The sequence below is a fragment of the Jejubacter calystegiae genome (genome assembly GCF_005671395.1).
Classification (GTDB): Bacteria; Pseudomonadota; Gammaproteobacteria; order Enterobacterales; family Enterobacteriaceae; genus Jejubacter; species Jejubacter calystegiae.
In genome coordinates, this window is record NZ_CP040428.1 from 3,046,390 (window position 1) to 3,063,479 (window position 17,090).

The 17,090-nt window shown below is 59.9% G+C and carries 13 protein-coding genes; 7 read left to right on the plus strand and 6 right to left on the minus strand.

The window, feature by feature from the left end; genetic code table 11:
* Window positions 1–49: 49 nt before the first annotated feature.
* Complete coding sequence (locus FEM41_RS13995; RefSeq protein WP_138096547.1) at window positions 50–2,416, minus strand: glycoside hydrolase family 31 protein; 2,367 nt, start codon at window positions 2,414–2,416, stop codon at window positions 50–52.
* Window positions 2,417–2,429: 13 nt separating this feature from the next.
* Window positions 2,430–3,731 (minus strand): MFS transporter, encoded by a 1,302-nt coding sequence (locus tag FEM41_RS14000; RefSeq protein ID WP_138096548.1) that lies wholly within the window; start codon window positions 3,729–3,731, stop codon window positions 2,430–2,432.
* A 284-nt stretch (window positions 3,732–4,015) separates the two neighbouring features.
* Between FEM41_RS14000 and FEM41_RS14005 the strand changes: the two genes are divergently transcribed.
* Window positions 4,016–5,086, plus strand: coding sequence for a LacI family DNA-binding transcriptional regulator (locus tag FEM41_RS14005; protein ID WP_138096549.1), 1,071 nt, complete (start codon window positions 4,016–4,018; stop codon window positions 5,084–5,086).
* Here FEM41_RS14005 and moeB read toward each other — a convergent pair.
* Entirely contained in the window at window positions 5,077–5,838 is a 762-nt protein-coding gene (gene moeB, locus FEM41_RS14010; RefSeq protein WP_138096550.1) for a molybdopterin-synthase adenylyltransferase MoeB, read from the minus strand. The two genes, FEM41_RS14005 and moeB, sit on opposite strands and share 10 nt — an antisense overlap.
* A 1-nt stretch (window position 5,839) precedes the next feature.
* Window positions 5,840–7,072: a molybdopterin molybdotransferase MoeA gene (moeA, locus tag FEM41_RS14015; RefSeq protein ID WP_138096551.1), complete on the minus strand. Its 1,233-nt coding sequence runs from the start codon at window positions 7,070–7,072 to the stop codon at window positions 5,840–5,842.
* Between the two features lie 213 nt (window positions 7,073–7,285).
* On the opposite strand from moeA, the gene iaaA reads away from it, so the two are divergent.
* Genes iaaA through gsiD form a run of 5 tightly spaced genes read left to right on the plus strand, consistent with a single transcriptional unit; the run spans window position 7,286 to window position 13,586 of the window.
* Entirely contained in the window at window positions 7,286–8,212 is a 927-nt protein-coding gene (iaaA, locus tag FEM41_RS14020; protein ID WP_138096552.1) for a beta-aspartyl-peptidase, read from the plus strand.
* Between the two features lie 23 nt (window positions 8,213–8,235).
* Window positions 8,236–10,125, plus strand: a complete 1,890-nt coding sequence (gsiA, locus tag FEM41_RS14025; RefSeq protein ID WP_138096553.1) for a glutathione ABC transporter ATP-binding protein GsiA — start codon at window positions 8,236–8,238, stop codon at window positions 10,123–10,125.
* A gap of 37 nt (window positions 10,126–10,162) precedes the next feature.
* The gene (gene gsiB, locus FEM41_RS14030) at window positions 10,163–11,695 is read left to right on the plus strand and encodes a glutathione ABC transporter substrate-binding protein GsiB (protein ID WP_138096554.1); all 1,533 of its coding nucleotides are present in this window, start codon (window positions 10,163–10,165) and stop codon (window positions 11,693–11,695) included.
* Between the two features lie 56 nt (window positions 11,696–11,751).
* Complete coding sequence (gene gsiC / locus FEM41_RS14035) at window positions 11,752–12,672, plus strand: glutathione ABC transporter permease GsiC (RefSeq protein WP_138096555.1); 921 nt, start codon at window positions 11,752–11,754, stop codon at window positions 12,670–12,672.
* A gap of 2 nt (window positions 12,673–12,674) precedes the next feature.
* Entirely contained in the window at window positions 12,675–13,586 is a 912-nt protein-coding gene (gene gsiD / locus FEM41_RS14040) for a glutathione ABC transporter permease GsiD (protein WP_138096556.1), read from the plus strand.
* Between the two features lie 45 nt (window positions 13,587–13,631).
* Here gsiD and rimO read toward each other — a convergent pair whose 3' ends face one another.
* A complete protein-coding gene (gene rimO / locus FEM41_RS14045; protein WP_138096557.1) occupies window positions 13,632–14,957 on the minus strand; it encodes a 30S ribosomal protein S12 methylthiotransferase RimO in 1,326 nt (441 codons plus the stop codon).
* Between the two features lie 300 nt (window positions 14,958–15,257).
* Here rimO and FEM41_RS14050 point away from each other — a divergent pair, with 300 nt between their 5' ends.
* Entirely contained in the window at window positions 15,258–16,379 is a 1,122-nt protein-coding gene (locus FEM41_RS14050; protein WP_138096558.1) for a PQQ-dependent sugar dehydrogenase, read from the plus strand.
* Here FEM41_RS14050 and FEM41_RS14055 read toward each other — a convergent pair.
* A complete protein-coding gene (locus tag FEM41_RS14055; RefSeq protein ID WP_138096559.1) occupies window positions 16,376–17,002 on the minus strand; it encodes a glutathione S-transferase family protein in 627 nt (208 codons plus the stop codon). The genes FEM41_RS14050 and FEM41_RS14055 overlap by 4 nt on opposite strands.
* Between the last annotated feature and the right edge of the window lie 88 nt (window positions 17,003–17,090).

A 17,090-nucleotide genomic window follows, 5' to 3' on the forward strand; every position in this document is an offset into this window, starting at 1 on the left:
GGTACTGTGCGTTCCCTCTCCCCGGGCGGGAGAGGGAACGACAGCGCCTTTATTTAAGCGCCCAGCAATTTCCCTCCACGCCGTCGATAGTCAGACGACGCGTTTCGCCTTCCGGTAATGTTATGTGCAGTTCAGACCAGGCCGGGCGCCAGTCGCCGCGAACGTTAAACTTCAGGTTGATGGAATCGGCGTTACAGGTCATCTCCCAACTGAGCCACAGCGCGTTGCCCTCTTTATAACCCCAACTTTCGCCATCATCTTCGAACAGCTCGCCCTGAGAGTGCCCGACCCCTTTCAGCGGAAACAGCCGCAGCTCACGCTTGTCGTCGGCCCGGGCATCGCTATGGGCCAGACGCTGGCTTAACGGTACTCCGGCCCCTGCGCGAACCAGCATGGGCTGATGCTCCAGCGGGGCGGGCAGGGTGATTTGCTGACCGCCCGCGTACCAGACGCCGCTTGCGAAGTCATACCAGCCGCGACCGTTATCCGGCAGCCACAGGGTGCGTTCGCGCTGACCTGCCTCTACGACGCTGGCTATCAGCAGATCGCGGCCCAGCATAAATTCGTCGCACTCCTGCCAGGTTTGAGGATCCTGCTCATGATCGAGGAACGTGGGGCGCAGCATCGGCTCGTCGTCGGCGTGGGCCTGCCACAGCAGCGTGTACAGATAAGGCATCAGGCGATAGCGCAGCTCAACGGCGGCGCGCACCGCCGGGGTGACCGCCGGATACATCCAGGGTTCGTTGACGGTACCGTCATCGTTCCAGGAGTGGATGGTAAAACGCGGATGCATCACGCCGTTTTGCACCCAGCGTACGAACAGCTCGGCATCGGGTTTATCGCCGGAGAAACCGCCGACGTCATGGCCCAGGTTATATAACCCGGAAAGGCTCATGCCCAGACCCATGCGGATGTTATAGCGCAGCGTCTGCCAGCTGGTGCGGTTATCGCCGCTCCAGGTCTGAACGTAGCGCTGCATACCTGCGCAGCCGGAGCGGGAGATCAGATACGGGCGCAGCTCTGGCGCAAAGCGCTGCTGTGCCTCCATTGAGGCGCGCATCATCAGTAGCGGCATCACCGGGCGGATATGCTTAATGGCGACAGGCTGGCCGAAACCGTGACAGCGCGCTTCGCCGTCCCACACTTCGAATTCGTTATTGTCGTTCCAGGTCGCGTCGATTCCCATCTCCAGCAACTGCGTGGTGACTCCTTCCTGCCACCAGGCAATGGTGGCCGGGTTGGTAAAGTCCAGGTTGGAGCCTTCGTCGTCCCAGAAGCTGGAACGTTCCGGGGCATCGCTTTGCGAATCCTGAATAAACAGCCCCTGGCGGGCCACCTCCTGATAGCGGGGATGGTCCTGTAACAGACAGGGCTTAATATTGGCGGCAAGCCGCAGGCCGGCATCGTGAAACGCCTGGCTCATGACTTTCGGCTCAGGCACCTTGTCATAGTTCCAGTTAAAGACGTAGCGCTTGCCGTTAATCGAGGTATAGCCGGATGAAAGCTGGAAGGAGTCGCACGGAATGGCGTGTTCCTGACACAGGCGAATAAAGTTCATTAGCTGATTCTGGGCATCCGGCGCGTCGGTATAGTGCATCGTTGAGCCGCTATACCCCAGGCTCCAGCGTGGGCCAAACAGCGTTTTGCCGGTCAGGCGCACAAAGGTTTTGGTGACATCCAGAACCCGGTCGCCCACAAACAGGTAATAATCGATATCGCCGGACTCCGCCTGCCAGCGGCGGTAAGGGGCATGATAGTTATCCAGCTCGTTGCCCAGATCGAACCAGCTACTGCTCAGGTTATCGTAAAACAGCCCGAAGCTGACCTCATCGCGGCGGGTGATGGTAAAGGGGATATGCTTGTAGAGCGGATCGGTACTGGCGGCGTTATAGCCCATGGCGTCCAGATTACGCATTTCATAGCGTTTGCCGTTACGGGCCAGCGGCCCCGCCTTTTCGCCCAACCCGTAATAGCGATCGTCCTTAAAGCGGCGCTGATAGTGGGCGACGCCGTCGCCGTGCGCGTTAAGCAGATAGGCGCTGGTGGGGCGATCGCTGGCAAGGAAAAGCCACTGACCGCTGGCGTCGCGATAGTACCACTCCAGCCACAGCGGCTGGTGAACGGTGACCCGCAGTCGCCCGGTGGCGATCTCCAGTACGTCGTCGCGTTCAGTCAGCGTATAGCCCGGCAGGGTGAAGCCGCTGATATCGTCCCGGGAGCGTCCTTCCCAGGGAACATCCCGATCCGGCGCGATGCTCCAGGTGCGATCCAGCGCCCAGTTGCCGCCGCGCTGTATCGATACGCGAAACAGCCCCTGCTCCAGCACGTGCAGCGTTAGCCGGTGCCGGTTTTCCACGCTCAGGGTAATGCGGCTATCGTCACAATGGGTCAGGCTCCAGTGTTTCAGGGTTTTCATCAGTAATACCTCATCAGATGCGACGCCCGCGGCGTTCGGCAATAAAAGCGATCAGGAAACAGGCGCCGATCAGGTCGAACAGCCCCATGGCGATAAACAGCGGATTAAAGCCGATGGTGTCGGCGGTAACGCCGATAATCAGCGAAAATGCAAAGCTGGCGATCCAGGCGGCGGAGCCGCGCATCCCGTTAACGGTGGCCATCTGGCCTTTGTCGAAGGACTCCACCACCAGCGCGCTCAGCATGCAGGAGATAATCTGATGGCCGAAACCGCCGATGGAGATCAGCACAATGGTGACGTACGGATCGCGAGTGAAGGCCACCACCGCCAGCGAGATCATTAAAAAGGCGCCGGTGACCGAACTTGCCACCACCGAATTGACCCGGGTCAAACCGAACCAGCGGGTATACAGACGGGTGATATAGCCGCTGGCCACGCTGCCCAGATCGGCGGCCAGGAACGGCAGCCAGGCGAACATGGCGATCTGTTTCAGATCCATACCGTGCTCCCGGGCAAGGTAGAGCGGCACCCAGAAGCTCATTACCGCCCAGGCGGGCTCCGCCATAAAAGCGGGAATGGCGATGCCGTAAAAGCGCCGATTTTTTGCCACCACTTTCAGGGTGGTGAAAAAAGGCTGGGTAACCGCAGGGGCTTCGTTATCCTGGCGGATAAATGCCAGCTCCTCTTTGCCGAGGCGCGGATGCTGTTCCGGGTTGTGATAGAACAGCCACCACAGCACCACCCACAGCAATGCCAGAACACCGGTAAACATAAAGGCGCCCTGCCAGCCGAACGAGGCGTGAGCGAAATAGATAATTGGCGGCGCCAGCATAGCGCCTACCGAAAAGCCGACACCGGCCCAGCCAGCGGCGATGGGGCGTTCCTGTTTGGGGAACCATTCGCCGATGGTCTTGGCGTTGGCGGGAGTCGCCGCGGCTTCGGCGCCGCCCATCACGAAACGCAGAAAGGCCAGATGCAACCAACTGCTCGCACCAGCGTGGAACAGGCAGGCCAGCGCCCAGATAGCGGCGCAGATCAGGAAGCCGATCTTCAGACCGATCACGTCAATCAGCCAGCCGCACAGGGGCTGAAACAGGGTGTAAGCCAGCTGGAATGCGCCGACAATCCAGGAGTACTGTTCGGTGGTGATCCCCAGGCTGCTCTTCAGTTCTGGCGCCAGAATACCCAGTGAATTACGGGTAATGTAGTTGACGGTGACGCCCAGCAGAAACAGAACCAGCACCCACCAGCGTAAATTTTTGATTGTCCGCCGTACGTTACTCGCCGTGACGGTTGAGTTAACTCCCTGACTCATTACGTTCTCCGCATTATTGGTTTTGATAAACCGCCTGCATCCCCGTCATAACGGGGAAAGACAGCAGGGAAACTGTTGAATAAAGGGGGAATTACCGGAAATAAGGCCCCCGGCGTGCCCATAACCGGAGACTAAAGGAGCCGGTGAGGAGGTCGTAGCGAAAATTGTGAAAAGATTCTCATAAAATAGTGATTCGTACTGGCATGCTGTGCTGGTTGCCCGCTTTTGTGACTAGTATGGCGGGTGAAAATTTTTTCATTTCACATTTGGGCATGGATCACAGAATGACAAAAAGGCTCAAAATCACCGAGATCGCGGCACTCACCGGGCTGTCGATCAGCACCGTTTCCCGGGTGCTGGCGGGCAAGGCCAACACCAGCGAACAGGCCCGGGAGCAGGTACGCCAGTGTGCCGAACGACTGGGAGTGATGGAAGGTATGGCGGCGGGGCGCCTGCTGCTCAATGAGCTGGTGGTGTTTGCGCCGCAGCGGGCCTTCGATGAGCGTTCCGATATTTTCTACTACCGGGTGATTCAGAGCATCAGTCGGGCGCTGGCGCCGCACGATGTCCGGCTGCGCTATTGCGCGCTGGAAGAGCAGGACAGCGACGCCAATCTGTTCCTGAACCGTATTAATGAGCCGCGCACCGAAGCGGCGATGCTGCTGGGTATTGACGATCCGCACATCCACGAACTGGCTGTCGATGTGGGGAAGCCCTGCTTACTGATTAACTGCCGTACCCGGGATATGCGGCTACCGGCAGTGGCGCCTGACCACCGAGCCACCGGGGAGTGCGCCGCCCGCTATCTGTTTTCGATGGGGCACCGTTCGGTGCTGAATCTGCTGTGTTTGCGCCGCTACACCATGGAGCTGCGGCTGGCGGGGATACTTGACGCCTGGCGCGGTGCGAACCTGGCCTTCGATGAGGCGAATCACCTGCTGGTGGCCGACAGTTTTGCCGCCAGCGAAAGCGAGGCATTAATCAGCGAATGGCTGGCGCGCACGCCGCGCGAAGCGCTGCCGACAGCGATTCTGGCGGGAGGAGACTTTATGGCCGCAGGCGTGGTGCGGGCCCTGACCCGAGCCGGGCTGAAGGTACCCCAGGATATGTCGGTGATGAGCATTGACGGCGCCAATCTGTCGGCGATGGGCGATACGCCGCTGACGGCGCTGCAGGTTCCCCGGGATGAATTGGGGGAAGAGGCGGTGCATATGCTACAGCAGCGTCTGATTCGACCGCAGGCGCCGGTCAGCACGCTGTTACTGCATGGCAAGCTGGTGGTGTACGATTCGGTACGGCGCATCCGTGGGGGCAGGGCGCCCCACGGCGTGCGGGCGGCAGGGCTTTATGACTGAGATGCGCCGCAAACTTCGCAGTGCGGATCCTGCGCCAGCTTCATTTCCCGGAACTGGCCGCGCATGGCATCGTACATCAGGATCTTACCGGTGATCGGCGTGCCGTAACCGGCGAGCAGCTTAATGGCCTCCATGGCCTGGAGCGTGCCGATAACCCCCACCAGCGGCGCCATCACTCCCGCTTCGACGCAGGTAAGGGCCTCTGAGCCGAACAGCCGGCTCAGACAGCGATAGCAGGGTTCGCCAGGCTGCCAGGTGAAGACCGAAATCTGCCCCTCCATTCGGATGGCGGCGCCGGAAACCAGCGGAATTTGAGTGGCAAAGCCGCAGCGGTTGAGCTGATTGCGTATCTCCACGTTATCGGTACAGTCCAGAACCAGACTGTGGCGTGCCACCAGCGCCTGTAGTTCAGGCTCTTCCAGCAGCGCATCGACAGTTTCAATCTGGATATGTGGGTTGATATCGCGCAGCGCGGCGGCGGCGGAAGTCACCTTAGGCTGACCGATGGAGGCATCGCGGTGCAGCGTCTGGCGCTGCAGGTTGGAGAGCGCCACGGTATCGAAGTCGAGCAGCGTGAGCTGCCCGACGCCCGCGGCTGCCAGATACTGGCTGGCGGCGCAGCCCAGCCCGCCGAGGCCGACGATCAACACGCGAGCGGACTTCAGGCGCTCCTGGCCGTCGAAGTCAAAACCGCGCAGTACAATCTGGCGGTTGTAGCGCATCATCTCTGCGTCGGAGAGCTCAACGGACATCTCAGCCTCCGAACAGGTGATTAAACGGCTGAACCTCGACCAGCTCGCCCGGCGCTACGTTGCCGCGTTCACGCTCCAGAATTATGAAGCAGTTTCCCTGGCTGAACGAACTGAAGATATGGGAGCCCTGATGGCCGGTGCTGGTCACTTCCGGCAGGCCGTCTGCGCCGGTGCCCAGCACGCCGCGCTGGAAGTCGAGGCGCCCCGGGCTTTTCTTAAGCGCCTGCGCTGCCCGCACCTTCAGGCGCGGCGGCAGGGCTGGCGTATGCTGCCCGCAGAGCTTCGCCAGCAGCGGTATCACCAGTTGATAAAAGGTCACCGCGGCAGAAACCGGGTTGCCCGGCAGGCCGCAGAACCAGCTGTTACGCAGACGACCGAAGGCGAACGGTTTTCCGGGCTTAATGGCCAGCTTCCAGAAGCCTATTTCGCCCAGTTCATCGAGGATCTGTTTGGTGTAGTCGGCTTCCCCCACGGAGACTCCCCCTGAACTGAGGGTGACGTCGGCCCGGGAATCCGCTTCCAGGAAGGTGGCGCGTAGCGCTTCGGGGGAGTCGCGGACGATACCTAAGTTGATGACCTCGCAGCCCAGTTGTTCCAGCATCAGATGCACCGTCAGACGGTTGCTGTCATAGATCTGGCCGGGCTGGAGCGGCGTGCCGGGCAGTTGCAGCTCATCACCGGTCGAGAACAGCGCCACCCGCAGGCGGCGTAGCACCGGAACCTCGCCAATGCCCAGCGAAGCCAGCATCGGCAGTTCGGCGGCGCTCAGACGTACACCGGCTTCAATAGCCGTGGCTCCCTGACGGATATCTTCGCCGCAGCGGCGAATATTCTGGCCCGCTTTCACCGGGGCGGTAAACAACACCCCGTCGTCATGAGTTTCCGCCTGCTCCTGCATGATCACCGCTTCGCACTGCGCAGGCACCGGCGCGCCGGTCATAATACGCACGCAGGTCCCGGTCGGCCATTCGCCCTGGAGCGGCTGACCCGCGAAGATTTTACCGGCCACCGGCAGCGCTTTGCCGCTTGCCAGGTCCGCCAGTCGTACACCGTAGCCGTCCATCGCCGAATTATCGAAACCTGGCACATCAATGGGAGAGGCGATCGCCTGGGCGGTAACGCGGCCAAAGGCCTGTTGCAGCGGCAGTGTTTCTACTTCGGTGACGGGCGTCAGGCGGTCGAGCATCTGCTGGAGGGCATCATCCAGAGGAATCAGTCCGGCGGTAAAATCCATGAATAGCTCCTGGGCGGGAAAATCTGATAAAAGCGTATTATGGCAGAGAAAAGCCCACGGCTAAACGCCTGCTTTCGGGGTAGCCCCGGTGTCCTGGTCTTTACAACACATTTACATCTTTCTATATTCAGAAATCGTATTAACCGGCGCTAAAAAACAATGATATCAATACAAAAGCGCCGCATATTCCTTCTCTAATTGAGTGATGTTGTTATGGGAAAAGCGGTAATCGCCATTCACGGCGGCGCGGGAGCCCTCTCCCGGCTGCAAATGAGCGCGGAGCAGGAGCAGCGCTATATTCAGGCTTTGTCGGATATTGTCGATGCCGGGCAGCAGATGCTGGCGGCGGGGGAAAGCGCCCTGGACGCGGTCTGCGAAGCGGTACGGCTGCTGGAAGAGTGCCCGTTGTTTAACGCCGGGATAGGTTCGGTTTATACCCGGGACGAAACTCACGAGCTCGATGCCTGTGTGATGGATGGCGTCACGTTGAATGCCGGAGCGGTGGCTGGCGTCAGCCATCTGCGCAATCCGGTGCTGGCGGCGCGTCTGGTCATGGAGCAAAGCCCACACGTGCTGCTGGTGGGCGAAGGGGCGGAACGCTTCGTTCAGCAGCAGGGTATGGAACTGGTGACGCCGACGCTGTTCGATACACCGGAACGCCTGGCGCAGCTACACAACGCCAGAAACGCCATTCTGCTGGATCACGATGCGCCGGCCAGTCCGGATACCAAATTCGGCACTGTCGGGGCTGTGGCGCTCGATCTCGACGGTAATCTGGCGGCGGCCACTTCTACCGGCGGCATGACCAATAAGCTGCCGGGGCGGGTGGGGGATTCACCGCTGGTGGGGGCGGGCTGTTATGCCAATAACGCCAATGTGGCGGTTTCCTGCACCGGCAATGGCGAACTCTTTATCCGTACCCTGGCGGCTTATGATATCGCCGCGCTGATGGAGTACCGGGGGCTTAGTCTGCAGCAGGCCACCGAGCGGGTGATTATGGAAAAACTCCCGGCTCTGGGCGGCAGCGGCGGCGCGATAGCCGTTGATAATCAGGGGAATGTGGCGCTGCCGTTTAACTGCGAAGGCATGTACCGGGCCTGGGCTTTTGTGGGTGACTCGCCCAGCGTGGGCATTTATTAAAAGTAAAGGACAAAGGGGGGCGGATGCCTCATAGCCATGAACTGTCAGCCGAACAGGTGCTGTCAGTACAGGATCTGAATGTGGGTTTTCGTCACGAAGGGCAACAGACCCGCGTGGTGCGTGACCTTTCTTTCAGCCTGGCCAGAGGAGAGACCCTGGCCATTGTTGGCGAATCCGGCTCCGGTAAGTCGGTGACCGCGCTGGCGCTGATGCGACTGCTCTCTGCCCAAAGCGCGTCGATAAAGAGCGGCCCGCTGCTGCTGCGACGCCGTAACCGCCAGGTGGTCGATCTGCGGGAGCTGAGCGATGCCCGGATGCGCGGCGTGCGCGGCGCCGATGTGGCGATGATCTTCCAGGAGCCGATGACCTCCCTGAATCCGGTCTTTACCATTGGGGAGCAGATCGCCGAATCCATCCGCCTGCATCAGGGCATGAGCCATAAAGAGGCGCTGAACGATGCCAAACGGATGCTGGACCTGGTACGCATCCCCGATGCAAAGGCGATGTTACGCCGCTATCCGCATCAGCTTTCCGGCGGTATGCGCCAGCGGGTGATGATTGCCATGGCGCTCTCCTGCCGCCCGGCGGTGCTGATTGCCGACGAACCCACCACCGCGCTTGATGTCACCATCCAGGCGCAGATCCTGCAACTGATTAAGGTCCTGCAGCGTGAAATGGCGATGGGGGTGATCTTTATCACTCACGATATGGGCGTGGTGGCTGATATTGCTGACCGGGTACTGGTGATGTACCGCGGTGAAGCTGTGGAAAGCGGTGATGTTCGCCAGATATTCAGCGCGCCGCAGCATCCTTATACGCAATCGCTGCTGGCGGCGGTGCCGCGGCTGGGAGCAATGAACGGCAGCACGCTGCCGCGTAAATTCCCGCTTACTGACCCGAATAATCCCGATGCGCCGCTGGACGAGCGCGAGCAGGATACGGTGGTGCCGGGGGCGGCGCCGATATTGCAGGTGCGTGACCTGGTGACCCGCTTTGTGCTGCGCGGCGGTATTTTTAACCGGGTGCAGCGCGTGGTGCACGCGGTGGAGAAAGTCAGCTTCGATCTGCTGCCCGGCGAAACTCTGGGGCTGGTGGGGGAGTCGGGCTGCGGTAAGTCTACCACCGGGCGTTCGCTGCTGCGGTTGGTGGAAAGCCAGAGCGGTGCCATCACCTTTGAAGGTCAGCGCATCGACGGCATGAGCTCCCGGGAGATGCGCGCCCTGCGGCGCGATATTCAGGTGATATTTCAGGATCCCTACGCCTCTCTCGATCCCCGCAATACCGTGGGCGATGCCATCATGGAGCCCATGCGGCTGCATGGCGCTTCCCGGCAGGAAGCCAGCGCGCGCACCGCCTGGCTTCTGGAGCGGGTAGGGTTGAGCCCTGAACACGCGGTTCGCTATCCCCATGAATTTTCCGGCGGTCAGCGCCAGCGTATCTGTATTGCCAGGGCGCTGGCGCTGAATCCAAAGGTGGTGATCGCCGATGAGGCAGTATCGGCGCTGGATGTTTCGATCCGCGCCCAGATAGTCAACCTGATGCTCAGTCTGCAACGCGAACTGGGCATCGCCTTTTTATTCATCTCCCACGATATGGCGGTGGTGGAACGTATCTGCCATCGGGTGGCGGTGATGTACCTGGGCCAGATTGTCGAGATCGGACCCAGGCAAGCGGTGTTCGAGAATCCGCAGCATCCGTACACCCGGCGTCTGATGGCGGCGGTTCCGGTCGCCGACCCCAGTTATCAGCGCCCCCAGGGCATTTTGCTGTCCGATGAAATCGCGAGCGCCGCCCGCCGTCCGGGCGATGAGCCCGAGGTGGTTCCGATGGTGGAGGTGGGCCCCGGCCACTATGTCGCCCGCACCCGGGCCGAAGAGACAACACACAACCACGATAACAGGCCGGCGCAGTAACCGGTGCAAGACAGGGTAATGACAGGAGAAGACGATAATGAAAAGACAAAACGCAGGACGCCTGATGGCTGCTTTGCTGGCCCTGGCGGCCGCCGCCCCGGCTCTGGCCGCCAAAGATGTGGTGGTCGCCGTTGGATCAAACTTCACCACGCTGGATCCGTATGACGCCAACGATACGCTGTCCCAGGCGGTGGCGAAATCCTTCTATCAGGGGCTGTTCGGCCTGGATAAGGAGATGAAGGTACAGAAGGTGCTGGCGAAGGACTACAGCGTTTCGGCAGACGGCAAGGTGTATACCATCCAGTTGCGTGACGGCGTGAAGTTCCAGGACGGCAGCGACTTCAATGCCCAGGCGGTGAAGGTGAATCTCGATCGCGCCAGTAATCCGGACAACCATCTGAAGCGCTATAACCTGTACCGCAATATCGCCAGTACTGAGGTGGTGGATCCGCTGACGGTAAAAATTACCCTTAAACAGCCGTTCTCGGCATTTATCAATATTCTGGCCCACCCGGCAACGGCGATGATCTCGCCAGAGGCTTTGAAGAAGTACGGCAAAGACATTGGCTTTCATCCTGTGGGAACCGGCCCGTATCAGCTTGATACCTGGAATCAGACCGATTTTGTGAAGGTGAAGAAGTTCCCGGACTACTGGCAGAAAGGGTTGCCGAAGCTCGATACCATTACCTGGCGTCCGGTGGTGGATAACAATACCCGGGCCGCCATGCTGCAGACCGGCGAGGCGAATCTGGCTTTCCCGATCCCCTTCGAGCAGGCGGCACGCCTGAAAACGAATCCGAAGCTGGAACTGGTGACCACGCCTTCCATCATGCAGCGCTACATCAGCATGAACGTCACCCAGAAGCCATTCGATAATCTGAAAGTGCGTCAGGCCATTAACTATGCCATCAACCGCCAGGCGCTGGTGAAGGTGGCGTTTTCCGGCTATGCCGAGCCTGCGACCGGCGTGGTGCCGCCGGCTATTGCTTATTCCCAGGCTTATCAGCCCTGGCCATACGATCCGGCGAAAGCGCGTGAGTTACTGAAAGAGGCGGGCTATCCCAACGGTTTTACCACCACGCTCTGGTCGTCACACAACCACAGCACCGCCCGTAAGGTGCTGCAGTTTACCCAACAGCAGTTGGCCCAGGTGGGGATTAAGGTGAAGGTCACGGCGATGGATGCCGGTCAGCGCGCCGCCCAGGTGGAAGGAAAGGGCCAGAAAGAGAGCGGGGTGCGGATGTTCTACACCGGCTGGAGCGCCTCTACCGGCGAGGCGGACTGGGCGCTTTCACCGCTGTTCGCCAGCCGCAACTGGCCGCCGACCCTGTTTAATACCGCCTTCTACAGCAACCCGCAGGTGGATAAAGACCTGGATCAGGCGCTGCAGACCTCTGACGATGCTCAGAAGGGCAAGCTGTATAAGGATGCCCAGGACACTATCTGGAAAGAGTCCCCCTGGGTACCGCTGGTGGTGGAAAAGCTGGTATCGGCGCATGATAAGACGCTGACCGGTTTCTATGTGATGCCGGATACCGGCTTCAGCTTCGAAAACGCCGACCTTAACTAGTCCGGAGCGCGCCGCCCGTTCAGGGCGGCCGACTCCCGTGGAATACGCATTTATCCATGCTGAATTACATCATTAAACGCCTGCTGGGGCTGATTCCCACGCTGCTGATTGTGGCGGTACTGGTGTTCCTGTTCGTCCATATGCTGCCGGGGGACCCGGCGCGGCTGATTGCCGGGCCGGAAGCGGATGCCGAAGTGGTGGCGCTGGTTCGCAGCCAGTTGGGGCTGGATCTGCCGCTGTGGCAGCAGTTTCTTACCTGGATTGGTAACGTGCTGTGCGGTGATTTTGGTATCTCGATGGCGTCGCATCGTCCGGTATCGGAAGAGATAGCCAGCCGCTTTCTGCCCACTCTGTGGCTGACCCTGAGCAGTATGGTCTGGGCTACGCTGTTTGGGCTGTTTGCCGGTGTGGTTTCCGCCGTGTGGCGAAATCGCTGGCCGGACCGGCTGAGCATGACCCTGGCGGTTTCCGGCATCTCGTTTCCCGCCTTTGCGCTGGGGATGCTGCTGATGCAGATCTTTTCGGTGGAGCTGGGCTGGCTGCCGACGGTGGGAGCCGATAGCTGGCGTCACTATATTCTGCCGTCGATTACCCTGGGGGCGGCGGTGGCGGCGGTGATGGCGCGCTTTACCCGGGCCTCCTTCGTGGAAGTGCTGCAGGAAGATTATATGCGCACCGCCCGGGCCAAAGGGGTGAGCGAACGGCTGGTGGTCATCAAGCACGGTCTGCGTAACGCCATGATTCCGGTGGTGACCATGATGGGGTTGCAGTTCGGTTTTCTGCTGGGCGGCTCGATTGTGGTGGAAAAGGTCTTTAACTGGCCGGGGCTGGGACGCCTGCTGGTGGATTCAGTGGAGATGCGCGACTACCCGGTGATTCAGGCCGAGGTACTGCTGTTTTCGCTGGAATTCATTCTAATCAATCTGGTGGTGGATGTCCTCTACGCTGCCATTAACCCAACCATCAGGTACCGATAAGGATGCGACTGATTAACTGGCGCCGTCAGGCGATCATCAATGCCATGCCGGTACTGCGCGAGCCGCCGGTACGGACCCCCATGGCGCAGTTCTGGCGCCGCTTTTCCCGCCAGCCGGTGGCGCTTATCGCTGGCATCGTGGTGCTGCTGCTGTTGGCCGTAGCGCTGCTGGCGCCCTGGATAGCGCCGTTCGATGCGGAAAACTATTTTGATTACGACCGGCTCAATGAAGGCCCGTCGGCGATGCACTGGTTCGGCGTGGACTCGCTGGGGCGGGATATCTATAGCCGGGTGCTGGTTGGCGCTCGTATCTCGCTGACGGCCGGGCTGTTTTCGGTGCTGATTGGCGGCGCGGTGGGGACGCTATTTGGCCTGATGGCAGGTTATTACGAAGGCTGGTGGGACCGGCTGATTATGCGCGTCTGCGATGTATTGTTCGCTTTTCCGGGGATCCTGCTGGCGATTGCGGTGGTAGCGGTTATGGGAAGCGGCATGGCGAATGTGGTGATCGCGGTGGCCATTTTCAGCGTTCCCGCCTTTGCCCGACTGGTGCGCGGTAATACCCTGGTGCTGAAACATCAGACTTTTATCGAGGCGGCGCGCAGTATCGGCGCACCGGACTGGGTGATTCTGCTGCGTCATATTCTGCCCGGCACGTTTTCTTCCATTGTGGTCTTTTTCACCATGCGCATTGGCACGGCGATTATCTCTGCCGCCAGCCTGTCGTTTCTGGGGCTGGGGGCGCAGCCGCCCACGCCGGAATGGGGAGCGATGCTGAACGAGGCCCAGTCGGATATGGTGATGTCGCCTCATGTGGCGCTGTTTCCGAGTCTGGCGATTTTTGTGACCGTGCTGGCGTTTAATCTGCTGGGAGACGGGCTGCGCGACGCGCTGGATCCGAAGATTAAGGAATAAAAAAAGCCGGTCGTCTGACCGGCTTCTGGCAGGTAGCCCGGTGGTTTACACCCGGCTGCCCCACAGATCGTACTCGTCGGCGTGTTCTACCTTCACCCGCACCACATCGCCGGGCTTCACGCTGCGTTCGCCGTTCAGCCACACCACGCCGTCGATCTCCGGCGCATCCGCCATGCTTCGACCGGTAGCGCCTTCTTTATCCACCTCGTCGATCATCACGATAATTTCGCGGCCCACTTTTTCCTGCAGTCGCTCGGCGGAGATCTGCTGCTGCAACTGCATAAAGCGGTGCCAGCGCTCTTCCTTCACCTCTTCTGGCACCTGATCCGGCAGACTGTTAGCGCCAGCGCCTTCTACCGGACTGTATTTAAAGCAGCCTACGCGATCCAGACGCGCTTCCTTCAGGAAATCAAGCAGCATCTGGAAGTCCTCCTCGGTTTCACCCGGGAAGCCGACGATAAAGGTGGAGCGCAGGGTCAGATCCGGGCAGATCTCACGCCAGCGGCGGATACGCTCAAGGGTACGCTCTACCGCGCCCGGGCGCTTCATCAGCTTCAGAATGCGCGGGCTGGCGTGCTGCAGCGGAATGTCCAGATAGGGCAGCAGCTTGCCTTCGGCCATCAGCGGAATCACCTCATCGACGTGAGGATAGGGGTAGACATAGTGCAGGCGGGTCCAGACCCCGAGCTTCGCAAGCTGCTCGCACAGGCTGACCATGCTGGTTTTGACCGGCTGTCCGTTCCAGAAACCGGTGCGGTGCTTCACGTCCACGCCGTAGGCCGAGGTGTCCTGAGAGATTACCAGCAGCTCTTTGACCCCCGATTCCACCAGACGCTGGGCTTCGGCCAGTACCTCGCCGATGGCCCGGCTTTCCAGATCGCCGCGCATGGAAGGGATAATGCAGAAGGTGCAGCGATGGTTGCAGCCTTCGGAAATCTTCAGATAGGCGTAATGACGCGGCGTCAGTTTGACGCCCTGTTCCGGCACCAGGCTCAGGTACGGGTTGTGCTGCGGTTTGGGCACGTAACGATGAACGTGCTCCAGCACCTGCTCATAACTGTGAGGACCGGTGATCTCCAGCACTTTGGGATGCACTTCGCGGATCTGATCCTCTTTGGCGCCCAGACAGCCGGTAACGATCACCTTACCGTTCTCGTTCAGCGCTTCGCCAATGGCTTCCAGCGACTCCTGTACCGCGCTGTCGATAAAGCCGCAGGTGTTCACGATCACCAGATCGGCATTGTCATAGCTGGGCACCACGTCATAGCCTTCGGTACGCAGCTCGGTCAGGATACGTTCTGAATCCACCAGGTTCTTCGGGCAGCCGAGAGAGACAAAACCGATTTTCGGCGCCGGGTTCACATTGCTCATAAGCTCAAAAATTCATCGTTTATGGAATTATCAGGGCTGGGATTTTACAGGGTTCCTGTCCGTAAGGGTACTGCAAACCGGGGAAAGGGGCGGCTTTGGGGTAGCTGGCCTGCCAGGCGTCGTCGGCCCCCCGGATAATGTATGCTGGCAGCCGCCTGATAATCCGGAACCAGCGATAACGCTGCTGACCCGCACGCCTCAACCGGCGCCACATCATCCGGCTTAAGAATATGTAAATTCAGTCCCTTTTGCGCCACGGCTGTCTAACCTTTACGGGGAGCGAAAATCAAGGAGACCGCCATGGCATTTTTTTCCCCCCGCGCGCTGATTGCCGGACTGACGTTAATCACCGCAGGTAGTACCCTGGCTGCCACGACCCAGGTTGAGGTGCTGCAAAGTAAGCTTGATCACCCCTGGTCGCTGGCCTTTCTGCCAGAAAACCAGGGCATTCTGATAACCCTGAAGGACGGCCAGCTAAAACGTTGGCAGCCTGGTGCAGGGCTTTCCGATCCTATCAACGGCGTTCCCGACGTCTGGGCCAATGGCCAGGGGGGATTGCTGGATGTGGCCCTGGCGCCGGATTTCGCGACCAGTCGCCGGGTGTGGCTGAGTTTCGCTGAAGGTGACGGAAACGGTAAGGCGGGCACTGCGGTGGGATACGGCAAACTGAATCCGTCCATGACCCGGATTGAGGATTTCCGGGTGGTACTGCGCCAGCAGCCGAAGCTTTCCACCGGCAACCACTTTGGCGGCAGCATGGCTTTTGATGATAAGGGCTACCTGTACGTGGCGCTGGGGGAAAATAACCAGCGCAATACCGCTCAGGATCTGACTAAGTTGCAAGGTAAAGTGGTACGCCTGACGGCGGAAGGGACTGTACCGGAAGATAATCCGTACGTGGGGCGCAAAGACGCGCGACCGGAGATCTGGTCATATGGCATCCGCAATCCTCAGGGGCTGGCCCTGAATCCCTGGAGTCATCAGATCTGGCTGCATGAACACGGTCCGCGCGGCGGCGATGAAATCAATATTCCCCATCCGGGCGCTAACTATGGCTGGCCGATAGCGACCTGGGGCATCGATTATGGCGGCGAGGCTTATCCGGAAACCCGGGGCGGTGAAGTTCCGGGTATGGAAAAGCCCGTCTGGCACTGGAAAGTCTCCCCGGCCATTAGCGGCATGGCGTTTTATAACAGCGATAAGTTCCCACAGTGGCACCAGAAGTTGTTTATCGGTGCGTTGAAAGAGAAGGCGCTGATCGCCCTGACCGTGGATGGCGATACGGTAAAAGATGAACAGCGCCTGCTGACTGAGCGTAACCAGCGGATCCGCAATGTGAAGCTGGGGCCCGACGGCTATCTGTATGTGCTGACCGACGAATCGGACGGCCAGTTGTTAAAGGTCAGTCCGACGCAGGATTAACTGAGGGGCAGCATCACCGTTTTGCGAAACGCGGGGCGTTCGCTCAGTTGCTGATACCAGCGCTGCAGCTCAGGGCGCGGCGCCCAGTCAATCTCCAGATTAAACAGTCCGTAAGTAAGGGGGCCGAGGGCGATATCACCGGGCCCGAAGGCTTCCCCACCCAGCCAGCGGCTTTGCGCCAGGGCGCTATCAAGAATCGCGAACGCCGCTTCACAGGCCTGTTTACCGCGCTCAATCACGGCCGGATCGCGCTGCTCCGGGGCGGTACGAATCAGGCTGATATATACATCCCGGAAAGGGCCTGCCAGGGTGGCAATGGCCCAGTCCATCCATTTTTCCCCCCGGGCCCGCAGGGCCGGTGACGAAGGCCACAGACCGCCTGCGCCGTACTGAGCGGCCAGATAGCGCACGATGGTGTTAGATTCCCAGAGCGTCAGGTCGGCGGACTCGTCGCGCAGGCAGGGAACCAGGCCGTTAGGGTTCATGGCCAGGTAGTCGGGATCGTGGTTCAGGCCGTACTGGCCCCCGGCGGGGATGGAATGATAGCTTAGTTCCAGTTCCTCCAGACACCACAATACCTTTTTCACATTGGTGGAATTTTCTCTGCCCCAGACTGTGATCATCAAAGCTCCCGTTAACATAGCGAATGGCGGTTATTAGTATGCTCTGCCACCGGTGAGTGCGCCAGAGCTCATAAAAAATTACTGCAGC

Excerpts from the sequence above, each read along its gene's own strand:
- moeA (WP_138096551.1), bottom strand. The coding sequence starts at position 7,072 with ATGGATTTTACCGCCGGACTGATTCCTCTGGATGATGCCCTCCAGCAG.
- FEM41_RS13995 (WP_138096547.1), bottom strand. The coding sequence starts at position 2,416 with ATGAAAACCCTGAAACACTGGAGCCTGACCCATTGTGACGATAGCCGC.
- FEM41_RS14005 (WP_138096549.1), top strand. The coding sequence starts at position 4,016 with ATGACAAAAAGGCTCAAAATCACCGAGATCGCGGCACTCACCGGGCTG.
- gsiA (WP_138096553.1), top strand. The coding sequence starts at position 8,236 with ATGCCTCATAGCCATGAACTGTCAGCCGAACAGGTGCTGTCAGTACAG.
- gsiB (WP_138096554.1), top strand. The coding sequence starts at position 10,163 with ATGAAAAGACAAAACGCAGGACGCCTGATGGCTGCTTTGCTGGCCCTG.
- moeB (WP_138096550.1), bottom strand. The coding sequence starts at position 5,838 with ATGTCCGTTGAGCTCTCCGACGCAGAGATGATGCGCTACAACCGCCAG.
- rimO (WP_138096557.1), bottom strand. The coding sequence starts at position 14,957 with ATGAGCAATGTGAACCCGGCGCCGAAAATCGGTTTTGTCTCTCTCGGC.
- gsiC (WP_138096555.1), top strand. The coding sequence starts at position 11,752 with ATGCTGAATTACATCATTAAACGCCTGCTGGGGCTGATTCCCACGCTG.
- gsiD (WP_138096556.1), top strand. The coding sequence starts at position 12,675 with ATGCGACTGATTAACTGGCGCCGTCAGGCGATCATCAATGCCATGCCG.
- FEM41_RS14050 (WP_138096558.1), top strand. The coding sequence starts at position 15,258 with ATGGCATTTTTTTCCCCCCGCGCGCTGATTGCCGGACTGACGTTAATC.
- FEM41_RS14055 (WP_138096559.1), bottom strand. The coding sequence starts at position 17,002 with ATGATCACAGTCTGGGGCAGAGAAAATTCCACCAATGTGAAAAAGGTA.
- FEM41_RS14000 (WP_138096548.1), bottom strand. The coding sequence starts at position 3,731 with ATGAGTCAGGGAGTTAACTCAACCGTCACGGCGAGTAACGTACGGCGG.
- iaaA (WP_138096552.1), top strand. The coding sequence starts at position 7,286 with ATGGGAAAAGCGGTAATCGCCATTCACGGCGGCGCGGGAGCCCTCTCC.